Consider the following 11780-nt stretch of genomic DNA (forward strand, 5'->3'; position numbering starts at 1 on the left):
TGTGAAGCCCCAACTCTATGTAATTCTATGAATTTCTACATAGAGTAGAACCCTTATTATCCCCTATTTGATCACAACTGCTAAAAATACATACAGGGAATTATTTTTAAAAAGAGTGAAGTGTTTATTTCCCAGTTTTAAGCGATTAAGGGTAGCTACTTGCTCCTCTTGCTAATCACTTGTTGTATGTATTTTTCTATGGTGTTTAGGGCTAACTCCGCAGTTTTAATAGCGTCTTTCGCCTCGTCCTCTCTGTAGGATTTGCGGGGTGAAACCACTGTTCTCGCCCTGATTGCAGGGTAGCGGGTTGCTGTGTACTGTTCCATTAGCCAAGATGTTTCACGGAAAACATTTCTAAGCTCTTCCACCCAGTCTTGAGGCGCGTGGGTTATCACTTCAGCGGCAAAAAGGGCTCCAACATCAGGTTCGTACACTTGAGTTAGTCCCTCTCAGGCGAGAGAGGCCTTCATAGCCTTTTCAACGCACTGCTGTGATTCGAAAACTACTTTGTGAAAAAACTTTTGTTTGAGAAGCTTCCTTGCTGCTTGCAAGTCAACTTTAGCTTCTTCAATTAGCTCATATGCTAATTTAATTGAAGTCTGAGGTCATTTTACCACCCATATGCCACTTCTCGGATAGTACTTAATTTTGCCCGTTTCAACGTCCTTAAATATTTCCTTGATTTTCTTCTCAAAAAAACCCGAGGGATCGAAGAGAACTTGGTATCCTGAGGCTACTCCAAGAACAAGTGGGAAACGCGTGTCAACCATGAAGGCGAAGTCGTCGGGGGTGAAAGGTAGGCAGCGAACCGCCTGTTTAAGAAGCCACGTTAAATCAGCATCAACTCTAATCACTCTTTTCTCTATGGAGGAATAATCCTCCTCGACAATTGCCAGAATGTCTACGTCACTAGTGGGTTTCTCTCTCCCCTGCGCAAAAGAGCCGAAGAGCACTAGTGAAATCAAACTGTCCTTAAACTCCTCCCTGAAATATTTTGCAATGGTAAACTTTTCATGCTCTGAAAGCACTTTGAAAACCCCTTTCTTGATATAAGCTCTTTTCTCTTCATAAAGATTTCTTAGAGTTACCAGATATGCAGATTCGTCCAAAATCTATCATCCAATCCAACCCCTTTCAGTCACTGTGAAAATAAAGAACAATCACCCCTAAAAAGGATAATAGATAAACTAAACTCTTAATGTGAGTTGTAGAGTCCTGTTCAGCAAGTTTCATTATCATACGTGGATATTGAGGGTTAACTGTACTGTTCCTGAAGAAAATCTATAAATAATTCCGAAAAAAGGCTGTAACCTAGTAGTCAAGAATAATTCGAAGAAGTGAAGTGTATGAGGAGGAAATTCTTGTTCCCTTATAATCCGAGAGGGGGGCAGGAAGAGTTCATGGAGTTTATTTCCAAGAATATTGGTGACAGTGCCGTGTGTCTTAACGCCTCCACAGGCTTTGGAAAGACCCCCGCAATTCTTGCCACTCTTCTCCCTTGGGTTAAGAAGCATAAGATTATTTGGGCGGTGCGCACCGGGAACGAGACTGATAGACCGATAGAGGAACTAAAAATAATTAATGAAAAGTTGAATAAGGAGTTTTTTGGTCTTTCCTATAGGGGTAAAAAGGATATGTGCTTTCTGGCCCAGGATATTAAAATGGAGGGGGAGATGGATTATCAGGATGTTTCTTTTCTCTGCAATAATCGTAGAAAGAGTTGTGAATACTATTATGGTTTAAATTCATTGGATGTAGAGGATTTTATTGATGGACCAAAACTGTATTCTGAGATTTTAGGTTTGTGTCGGAGGAAAAGTGTTTGTCCTTATTTTGCTCAAAGGGAGCTTTTGCCCTTTGTGGATGTAGTCTCATTAAGTTATAATTATATTATTCATGAGGGAATGAGTTGGAGTATTAGACGGCTTGTGCCCTTCGATTCCAGTTTTCTCGTGGTAGATGAGGCTCACAATCTTCAGAGCGCTTGTGGAAACTTGAACTCTGACCGGATATCTCTGGGCACCCTCACCTATGCTCTAAGAGAGATTCAAAATTTCGATTCTCTTGAGGCGAGGAGAGTAGAAAATTTTATTAATCGACTCCGAGACGAATTATCCAAGGTTTTAAAGGAAGCACCGGGGAAAGAGATGGAGTTCAACCCCAAGGAATTCCTTAACGCTTTAGTGCGAAAAATAGGATTAAAAATGGATACTTTAACGGATATTTTAGGTGCTATGAATGCTTATGGCGTGAAGGTCAGGCGGAGTCAGCTGGATGAGGGGAAGAATCCCCGTTCCTCACTGTTTCATCTTTCGAATTTCTGGTTTTCGGTGCTAGAAAATCTAGACATAAAAGGAGTAGCCTTTATAGCGAGCAAGGAGAGGGATAACCTAGTTTTAGAAATGTGGGATATGCGAGCATCCGAAATTCTTAGAGATAAATGGAAGAGCTTTTATGGCTGTGTATTCTGTTCGGGTACACTGAACCCGGTTAATGCGTTCGCAGATACTGTAGGTCTCGAAAAATATTCAGGAAAGAGTTTTCATTCACCCTTTGATAAAAATAATATAATCGCTTGTGTCACTAAGGGTTTGACCACTAAGGGTGAAGAGCTAAGTAGGAAAATGGCAGAAAACTATGTGGAGGCCATAGAGAGTTTTTTTGAGGTTGTGGATGCGAATGTGGCTGTTTTTACCAGTAGTTATCGTATTCAGAATGATCTTCTCAATGCTGGTCTAAAAGAAAGGGTGGAGAGCAAGAATAGGGTTTTCTTTGTGGAGAGGGAGGGCATGAGCGGGGATGCTTCCCGAGAGGTTCTTGATGGTTTTAAAGATGCCGCTTACAGAGAAAAGCATGGTGTTTTATGTGCCCCCTGTACCGGCAGATTCGCTGAGGGAGCAGATTTCCCAGGAAAAGAACTGGAAGGCATATTCTTAGTAGGCATACCTTTTGATAGAATGAGCATCAAAACCAAACTCTATCTCAAATACTATGAAAGTCTATACGGAAAAAATAAGGGCACCTATTATGCATATGTTGTCCCAGCTCTCAGGAGAGCCTCTCAGTCACTGGGCAGAGCCTTAAGATCAAAGGAGGATCGTGGAATATTCGTTCTTGGTGATGAACGTTACTCTGAAAATCGATTTTTACAATTACTTCCGGATTATGTCCGAGAAAATCTGCAAATCATAGAGACAAAAAATCTTGGAAATAATTTGAAAAAGAATTTGAAGATCATTAGAAAAAATTGATGTGGTATTATTACAGAATATAGTTTTGACACTCCCCTCGACTAAAGTCGGGGGATTCTTGCTTCTGGCTCAACGCCTTCGAAGCAACGGGTGTGCCACCACCCGGTTAACACGCCCTTCCCTCAAGGGAACGGCGTCTATGTTGGCACCCTCATGGGGGCTGCGTCTTGTTTAGCCCCTTAAGCCCAAGCCAAACCCTTCAGCTACCAACAACTATTAATATACCCTACTTTCAGATAAGCTTTTTGTCGATTCATCCCCACGACTGAAGTCGGGGGCTTTCTCGCCAAGGTTATGTAAAATATCCTTTATTGGTTTTGCATACTTTTGAAGACCATACAATATCTCATGGAGATTTATTGAGGTTGTAGCTATGTCTTCGTTACTTTCAATAATTTTACTCAGAGCCTTATCTCTCTTAACAGATTCTTTGTCAAAAATTTCTGTCAAAATATCCGTATATAACACTATCATGGCCTACTCTCAGCCCTCCGTGCATTAATTTCAGAAAGCATCTTCTCCTTATCATCGAATTCAACACATCCCCTAAGCTTCTTCAAAGTTTCAGTAGGGCTTGCGTCCTCTACGAGTCTCTCAAACAGCTCACTAAAACTCTCACCTTCACGCTTTATACTTAATAATTTCTTATAAACATCATCACGAATTGTAACGGTCTTGGTCAACAATTCACACCCAAAAAGAAATGTTTAAACATATATTTGAATATTATTAATTAAAATCAAATTAAAGGAATTATGAATACGAAGGGTATAATTAATTTTACAAAGAATTGAAAAGATGGTATAGGTAAACGCATTTCTAGTGATTTTATTTTTCTATTAGTTCTTGAAGGAATTTATCTTCTTTAATTCTTTTAGAGCATTATTAACTATATTTCCTTCTCGTTCACTATATTTATTTTGAATTTGCTTCCAGTACTGTTCTGCTTTCTTAAGTTCATTATTGCAGGCTTCGTAGCAAGATAGTGCGAAGGTTCGGTGGTGATTGGTTATTTCCTTTTCCTCGCACAGTTCAAGAGCTTTTTGAGCTTGCTTCTTGGCTTTTTCAAGCATGCCGGCTGAGAGATAGTAAAACCCGACTAGAGCGATTAGGTCGGCGGATGTTTCATAGGCTCCTTGCTTTAGTAAAATCTCAGCATCTTTCTCAAACAGTAATCCAGCATTTACCAAATATTTTTCTGCGTCCCCGGAAGTCTCTATTTCAACGTTTTTCTCCAGATGATAGAGGTCGGAAAGAGCGTTTATCCTTCCCTTTAGGTTTATTGCGGAGAGCATAGCTAGGTGAGTGTCCTTCATAACCACTATGACGCCTATTTTCTCAGTGGCTTTTATCATGAAAGTGTTATTATTGCTTATTGTGTCTCCGGGATGCATATCATAGAGAGAAAACTTTTCATAGAAGCGAAAAACATCTTCGGAAACCTCACCCTTGATCCCCCAGACCTTAAGGTTAACATCTAGTAACGCGATACCTTGGGCTTTCCAACTGCCTAAATTTTTTTCAATGGTTTCAAATATCTGATCAATTGTGAATCTATCTATAACCATATCGCTGTCCCCGGTCTTAAGTAAAAATATAAATTTTAATAAATTAAGCTTTTTGTATGCTTATCACTAATAATAAGTTTGTTATAGCATAAAAGAATAGGGCTTTTTACTTTTAATCCGCAGTTATGGTATCAATAAAAAAGCGTATGAATCTTCGGACATCCACCTCTAAGCATACCTTGTGCTTGGAAGCGCAAACCTCTAATTCCCCCCTGTTTTCTTCTCCCACCAACGTTTTTCCAAGAGTTATAATATTATCAGTAACCACATTTACATAAAGTTCCCGCGTTTTCACAAAACTCTCATCGATTGCAACCCCCACTGCGAGCGGATCATGTAAAGGACAGCCTCCCAGTTTCTTGTGCTTAGGAACATTCTGGTAGTATTTCAAAGCATTATAGGCAAACTCCGCCACCGGCGTCCTAACCTCATAGATTTGTTCAAGATCATCCGGGGTGAGAATGGTTTTCATAGTCACATCCAAAGGTACTAGAGTAATAGGTAAATCGGACTGAAGGATAATCTGAGCGGCTTCAGGATCCCCATAAATATTGAACTCTGCATGAGGAGATACATTGCCCGGAACATTTATTGCCCCACCCATAATCACTAAATCGTTAACTTTTTCACCAAAATCGGGTAGCTTACTATAGATTTCCGCCAAGTTGGTAAGAGGCCCACAAGCCACCACAGTAAATTCCCCCGGTCTATTCAATATTTTTGCTATCGTCAGGTCGAGAGCCCCGATGCACTTGTCCTCTGTGATTGGAAGAGGAAGCTTGGTTCCACCCAGTCCATCCTCACCATGTATTGGACCACTTGTGAGCAGCTCTCTAACTAGGGGAGAAGGCATGCCCGCGGCCACCGGAATATCCAGCCTTTTGGTGAGATTCAATATTTTTAAAGCGTTTTTGGTCGCTTTCTCCAAAGGGACATTGCCTGCCACCGTGGTTATCGCTTTCAAATCCAGAACCCCGGATTTGATCGCCAGTATAATAGCCATAGCGTCATCGATTCCGGGATCCCCATCATAAATCATTTTTTTCATTTACAAGTCCACCTTCATACGGTTACTGGCTAAAAAATGGGATTAACATGTGACCTAAAAAATTTTTTTAAATAAAATTCCTTTAGCAACTCTAGTTACAAATTAATACAAATTCCAAATTTATCATATTAGACTGAAGTGAGTCTGGTATTTAATCAATTTTATATTTTATAAATTGCTTTATTTCTGATAAATGCAACCAGCAAAAGAAGCGCATGAAATAGAATTTTTCACAAAAAGAGATAAATTAAAAAAAGAAGAATAGGGTTTTTTATAGTTTATTAATGTCTTCTAGCAATGATCACCAAAGCTATCGCCAGAACTGCTATTAATGCCGCACCCAACCCTAAAATCAAGAAACCACTAATCGAAGGACTCACTGCTTGACCGATATAATTCAGAAGCAACACCGAACCAATAGGACCCAGAATATCCCAAATAGTCAAAGGCCCCGCAACCAGAGCAAACACACCCTCGAATTCCTCACTGCTTGACTCTACCGTAATACTCGCAGATACTATTCGCCCATCGGAATCCACAGTAGTGTTCAGGGGAACCCACTCCCCGGAACTAGTATTATAGTAGCATATGGTGAACCCTAACTCCTTAGCACCCTTCGCAGAAAGCTCAGAAGGAGTATAATAAAAGTTCAGTGTGAGATTGAATTCATAATGTGGTGTTGGGATGCCCATATACACTCTCGTGTACATTAGTTTTACTATGGGGTAACCGTTGATACTTGTATAATTATTCCAGTCAAGCGTATAAGTATGCATGAATAGGTTAGGGACGGTTATATTGCATTCAATGGTTGCGCTTCCGCCGTTGAAGAAGGAAGAGTCGAGAGTCTTCTTCTCACCTGCACCAACATTTCCTAACCGATATTCATTAGCCAATTCGATCCATTCCCTGGGTAGGGGAATCCCATCGCCGTCTACATCGGACAATGTCCAAGTCTTGTGGTAACCCATCGGTACAAACACACTTTCATTAATAGGTATCTTCATTTCTATGTCTGCTTTTGCTTTCAGAAGCATGCCTGTGGTTCTCTCAAAGTAGACAGTGTAGCTGAACTGTGTTATGTTGAAATTAGAAAGACCTTGGGGAAGTATTAGATCTGCTTTCCAACAGTCATAATAGCTGCCGCCAATATTCACGGTGGCGGCGCCGGAAACTTTGAAGGGAGCCAAAAACAGAAGTGGATTATCGGGCTTGCTCGGGTCAAAGTTGAAGCCGGGCTTAGTGTTATTGGGGAAAAACAGTGGAAGCCAAACAAGCAGCGTCATAACTGTCCCATCTCTAATCCAGGGAGACGCAAGACAAAGCAAATTAGCAGGCGCCACATTTAAAAAGCCGTCACCCATAGAACAAAACCTTAACAAGTTAACTAAACCATTCCCCTCCGCTGTTCCATTGAAGTAAATGTCACGCCAACCAGTACGAGTAGTACTGTTATAATAGGTAGAATTCCAAGGTGGAAAGGTATTCCAGAAATCGTCAGGGATTCTTACTTCTTGCGAAATACCAAATTCTGCAGGTATGAAGCCCGATGTCATATTCATGGGGCCGAGGGTCCAGTTAAAGTAGCTTCGGTTTAAGCTGTCCAGCCGCACAATACCCAGTTTTCCACCGGTCAATTCGCTCACATCCATGTACCAGTAACCAGCCTCACTATACGTGAAATTACTGCGATCATGTTGTATCCAATATTCCCCTGTGGTGTAACCTGTTATGTTTACGTCCTCAAGATGAGGTATTATGTTTGGAGTACTTGCGGTGCTGTTAAACTGCAAAAATAAATGAACGCTGTAAAGGCCTTCTTCAAAGATTAGTGACTCGGCGATGGTGCTTGTGACGCTTAGTCCGCTATGCCTCTCAGCAAGATTGTTCAAACCCATAGCACACCGAAAAGTATAGGGACCCAAAGTGATTGTGCCCCTCCAGGTTCCCTGTGTCATCCAACTGTCATAAAAGCTTGACGGTCCACCTGTTTGATTAAAGGTGGGAGCAGTTATTCTCCCCATCACCTCAGATGGTACTACCTCAGGAATAATTACCTCTATCGAGTATGGTGCTAGAATTTTAATGTTGTCACCCGCTTTTATTCCCGTGGGTAGTGCAATGAAGGCGTAAACGTTATTCTGCCTGTATATCTCGTCCTCACTTGCTGGTGGTGTAGGGAACAGTCCACCAGTGCTGTTTAGACCCACTTCCCTGGTTTGATTATGAATGGCAAAGTAGCCGTTAGAGTGTCCGGATACAGTTATGTTGACTAGGAACCAGTCTCCCGTGGCGGTATAATTATAGGAAAATTCGAAGGCAAATTGATACATCTCAGAGTAGATATTACCGCCTGTAATGCTGGCATAGGCAGATAGGACATCGTATGTGAGGTTGTCTCCATCCTGTACATATGTGCCTAGGGGTTCTGTGGTGATTGCTTTGGGTGTAGTGTTTACCTGGTTAGATAGTAATGGTATCCAAGTGTTCGAGGCTGTGGTGTTGGAAGCCATAGGAACAATTAATAGTACAAAGAGTGTCAACATTGTTAAAGCGATTAATTTCTTTGTTTTCATTCACTTTCCCTACACAATTTTTTGTAAAATTTATATCACTTTTTGAGTTAAAAATTTTATTTTTTAGAAATATCTTTTGTTATTTAAACTTAGTTTTACAAATAGTTTCATATTAATTAAGTATATTATTTTTAGAACTGAATTAGTTAAAAGTTCTTTAATGGTTTCTATTTTTAGTGTCTCCCGCTTTAGTCCTATAAAAAAGTATTTATCTAAATGAATATTAATTATCGTGAAAATTAATTTTTGTTAGATGGTGAATTGCTTGGAGATCAGTTTTTCAGGTGGAGTCTGTGAAGTTGGGCGAAGCTGTGTCCTGTTAAAATCGGAAGATACAAGAATTCTTTTAGATTGCGGAATTAAGCTGGGGGAGCGCACAAAGTATCCCTCGCTAGACCATGTTAAGGGGGTGGATGCGGTTATTTTGACTCACGCCCACATAGATCATATCGGGGCTTTACCTCTTCTGTTTTCTATGGACAAGCGTTCTCCGGATTTTGAGGGAATTTTTTGCACGCCTCCCACGGTGGCCCTCTCCCATGTTATGTTGAGGGATGGTTGGAAGTTGCAGCAGGTGGAGTGGGAGCGGTTCAATTTACCCAAGCTTTATGATTATGAGGATTTGGTTGAGTGCCTAAATAATTTTAAGGCCGTGAATTATCACTCCTCTTTTGACGTTGAAGATTTTACATTTACTTTTTTTGAGTCGGGTCATGTTCTTGGTAGCTGTTTGGTTAAAATAGAGTCTCATGAGGGAACCCTTGTTTATACTGGTGATATTGGGGGGTTTTATAGGAGCAATCATCTTAATCCTCCAGAAACCGGTGTTCGATGCGACTGGTTAATTATGGAGTCCACCTACGGTGCTACTCTTCAGCATCCTGCCATCAGACAGGTTCAGAATAACTTGATAGAAATTATCAGAAATTATTTTGAGGAGCATCCGACCGGTAAGATTCTGATACCGGCTTTTGCCTTTGCTCGGAGTCAGGAACTTATGCGCCTTTTTAGTCTCCGTAATCTCCCCTACCCCGTATATTATGATGGTATGATTAAGGATACTCAGCCAGTCTATGATGCGCATGTAGCGTACATGAATGAGGAAGTCAAGAATCAGTTTTACCAGACGAGGCAGAATCCGTTTCTGGGAAACTTCACACCTATTGAGACCATGGAGCAGAGGTGGAGTGTGATTCGAGACAAAAAGCCGGCAATCATTCTTGCACCCAGCGGGATGCTTAACGGGGGCTGGTCGCCCTTCTACTTCTCCAAACTGAACCGGCCAGAGAATCTACTGATTTTGGTCAGCTATCAGGCAGAGGGGACTCCCGGTCGCCTAATACGAGATGGGGAGAGGAAGGTTACTATTACCTTATTGAATGATGATTATGAGTGGAGTGATGAACAGCTGGATGTGAAGATTGGTGTTGCTAGTATAGAAGGGTTAACTGCCCATGCTTCAGCGAATGATCTCCGCACTTTCGCTCGAAGCTGTAAGCCGGAAAAAATATTCCTAGTTCATGGTGAAGCAAAAGAGGTGGAATATCTGAGTCAAATGCTTAAGAAGGATAAGATACTGAAGGATGCTGAAGTCGTGGTGCCCCAAATAGAAAAAGGCTATGAATTAAAAGTGGAGATGGTGGGAAAGGATGTGTTGAAAAGAATTATTGAAAGACTGGACAGTTTGGAGGAAAGGATCTCCAGAATTGAAAACAAACTTGAGGAGTAATTTGAGATTTTTGACGCGAATCTGAAATAAATTAGACTTCTTAGGCTTTTGAAATCATTCTTTTTCATTTATTAATATTAGTAAGAAAGTCGATGCAGGATGGGTGGAGCAAATGGTGGATATTGTAATTATTTTTTACTGGGGGGTCTTTCTGCTCCTTCCAGCTCTGCTAGTTCTGCTGAGGCTTTGTCTTTCATTAGGAATACCCGCCAGTCAGCCTCTAACCAGTTTTCCACAGAGTTCTTCAGAATAGAGGCATATTTTTGCTTTTTCGGGATTCTTACTAGAAAATCACTCGTATCTTCCACAATCTGCACCTCAAAACCTCGCGACTCTAATAAGGCCTTTAATTTATCCCGGTCCTCTACTGAATGTGTTTCGAAACGGTAATTACTTCTATTATAGTAATCGGCAAGCTCACGGAACAGACTCTTATCTTCGAAAAAATATTTGAAAGCCCAAATACTTCCTATTTTAAATAAGTTAATTAACATTTTTCTCACAACACAAATCGCCATATAAATAAACCTATTCAAAATATAGCAGAAAAGCATGATTGAACTGCGTGTTTCTTCGAATATAAGAAGCGGACTGGTCTTTAAAGGTTTGGCTTTGATTTTTACTAGATTGCCTTCGATAACGCTTATAGCTATTTACCGCTATTTGCATGCTTATAATTGCGAAGTTTTGAACTACTTGTAAAAAAAGATTTTATCCCTCCTTAAAAAATAATGCTTAGCTACAATGATATTTAAAACTTTTAGATTTTGATGTATTAATAAGGTTTATATAATTGTATATCTAAAATTTCTCCAAATAGAAAAATGCTCAAGGCGGATATTCTGTTCCCAAGCTTTTTTTTCTATTGAAAATTTGTGTAGAAAGATGAGTTGAAATGAGCGAATCCCAAGAATTTAAAATTGTAGATGAGCTGAGACCGGGTCTCAGAGGCATAAACATAAAAGTTAGATGTAATTCCAAAAATGAAGTAAGAGAAATTGTTTCGAGGAAGACCGGGGAAACACTGAGAGTCACCGAAGCTCTGGTGGGTGACGAAACTGGAAGCATACTGCTAACTCTCTGGAATGAGGATATCGATAAGATGGAACCGGATAACGTTTACCAGCTGAATAACTCTTATACCACGGTGTTTAAGGGCTCCTTGAGGCTAAATCTGGGGAAGTATGGAAGCATGGAGAAAATCAAGGAAAGCACTCCGGCAGAGGTTAACACGGCGAACAACCTTTCAGATAAGGTCTATGAACAGGAGCGACGCTTCCGCCCCCGATACGGCGACCGACCGGGAGGATACGGAGGCGGAGGTAAACCTTACAGGGGAGAGAGAAGAGGTTATCGAGATAGAGGTCCAGGAAGAAGATAATAAAATAACTTTTTCTTCCTTTTTTCTTTTTATATGAGAATTGACTCTAGCAGATTCGCCAAAAACTAGTTCTGAGAGTAAATTCCACTTTCCGCGCCTTTGAATTATTTTTTATTTTTTCATGTTTTAAGGGACGATGGAGGAAGCTGAAGCCTTACTGAATAAACTCTCGGTGAACCGTTGTCCGAAACTTACCCATTTAGGACACCGCCTAAATGGTGTTCGGT

At 40.6% G+C, this 11780-nt stretch carries 10 protein-coding genes and 1 pseudogene; 3 read left to right on the forward strand and 8 right to left on the reverse strand.

Annotated elements, in window-relative coordinates; translation table 11 throughout:
- Window positions 1-155: 155 nt before the first annotated feature.
- A pseudogene (locus tag ACUVXA_RS09035) lies at window positions 156-593 on the reverse strand (HEPN domain-containing protein).
- 12 nt (window positions 594-605) lie between these two features.
- Window positions 606-1109, reverse strand: a complete 504-nt coding sequence (locus tag ACUVXA_RS09040; RefSeq protein ID WP_445870926.1) for a nucleotidyltransferase domain-containing protein — start codon at window positions 1107-1109, stop codon at window positions 606-608.
- Window positions 1110-1361: 252 nt separating this feature from the next.
- Between ACUVXA_RS09040 and ACUVXA_RS09045 the strand changes: the two genes are divergently transcribed.
- Window positions 1362-3251, forward strand: a complete 1890-nt coding sequence (locus ACUVXA_RS09045; protein WP_445870927.1) for an ATP-dependent DNA helicase — start codon at window positions 1362-1364, stop codon at window positions 3249-3251.
- Between the two features lie 216 nt (window positions 3252-3467).
- Here ACUVXA_RS09045 and ACUVXA_RS09050 read toward each other — a convergent pair whose 3' ends face one another.
- From ACUVXA_RS09050 to ACUVXA_RS09070, 5 genes are all read right to left on the reverse strand, one after another.
- Window positions 3468-3725 (reverse strand): hypothetical protein, encoded by a 258-nt coding sequence (locus ACUVXA_RS09050; protein WP_445870928.1) that lies wholly within the window; start codon window positions 3723-3725, stop codon window positions 3468-3470.
- Entirely contained in the window at window positions 3722-3934 is a 213-nt protein-coding gene (locus ACUVXA_RS09055) for an antitoxin VapB family protein (RefSeq protein ID WP_445870929.1), read from the reverse strand. The genes ACUVXA_RS09050 and ACUVXA_RS09055 overlap by 4 nt, the downstream gene beginning before the upstream one ends.
- 156 nt (window positions 3935-4090) lie before the next feature.
- A complete protein-coding gene (locus ACUVXA_RS09060; RefSeq protein WP_445870930.1) occupies window positions 4091-4819 on the reverse strand; it encodes a hypothetical protein in 729 nt (242 codons plus the stop codon).
- Between the two features lie 112 nt (window positions 4820-4931).
- Window positions 4932-5867 (reverse strand): nucleoside hydrolase, encoded by a 936-nt coding sequence (locus ACUVXA_RS09065; RefSeq protein ID WP_445870931.1) that lies wholly within the window; start codon window positions 5865-5867, stop codon window positions 4932-4934.
- Between the two features lie 281 nt (window positions 5868-6148).
- A complete protein-coding gene (locus ACUVXA_RS09070; protein WP_445870932.1) occupies window positions 6149-8443 on the reverse strand; it encodes a hypothetical protein in 2295 nt (764 codons plus the stop codon).
- A 265-nt stretch (window positions 8444-8708) separates the two neighbouring features.
- Here ACUVXA_RS09070 and ACUVXA_RS09075 point away from each other — a divergent pair, with 265 nt between their 5' ends.
- Window positions 8709-10172, forward strand: a complete 1464-nt coding sequence (locus tag ACUVXA_RS09075) for an MBL fold metallo-hydrolase (RefSeq protein WP_445870933.1) — start codon at window positions 8709-8711, stop codon at window positions 10170-10172.
- Window positions 10173-10300: 128 nt separating this feature from the next.
- On the opposite strand, the gene ACUVXA_RS09080 is transcribed toward ACUVXA_RS09075, so the two are convergent.
- Window positions 10301-10666 (reverse strand): hypothetical protein, encoded by a 366-nt coding sequence (locus tag ACUVXA_RS09080; protein ID WP_445870934.1) that lies wholly within the window; start codon window positions 10664-10666, stop codon window positions 10301-10303.
- Window positions 10667-11067: 401 nt separating this feature from the next.
- Between ACUVXA_RS09080 and ACUVXA_RS09085 the strand changes: the two genes are divergently transcribed.
- Complete coding sequence (locus ACUVXA_RS09085; RefSeq protein WP_445870935.1) at window positions 11068-11553, forward strand: single-stranded DNA-binding protein; 486 nt, start codon at window positions 11068-11070, stop codon at window positions 11551-11553.
- The last annotated feature ends 227 nt before the right edge of the window (window positions 11554-11780 follow it).

It is taken from the genome of Candidatus Jordarchaeum sp., assembly GCF_052745115.1.

What these genes read in the sequence shown, in the direction of transcription:
- ACUVXA_RS09070 (WP_445870932.1), bottom strand. Translation starts at nt 8,443, where the DNA reads ATGAAAACAAAGAAATTAATCGCTTTAACAATGTTGACACTCTTTGTA.
- ACUVXA_RS09065 (WP_445870931.1), bottom strand. Translation starts at nt 5,867, where the DNA reads ATGAAAAAAATGATTTATGATGGGGATCCCGGAATCGATGACGCTATG.
- ACUVXA_RS09060 (WP_445870930.1), bottom strand. Translation starts at nt 4,819, where the DNA reads ATGGTTATAGATAGATTCACAATTGATCAGATATTTGAAACCATTGAA.
- ACUVXA_RS09050 (WP_445870928.1), bottom strand. Translation starts at nt 3,725, where the DNA reads ATGATAGTGTTATATACGGATATTTTGACAGAAATTTTTGACAAAGAA.
- ACUVXA_RS09080 (WP_445870934.1), bottom strand. Translation starts at nt 10,666, where the DNA reads ATGTTAATTAACTTATTTAAAATAGGAAGTATTTGGGCTTTCAAATAT.
- ACUVXA_RS09085 (WP_445870935.1), top strand. Translation starts at nt 11,068, where the DNA reads ATGAGCGAATCCCAAGAATTTAAAATTGTAGATGAGCTGAGACCGGGT.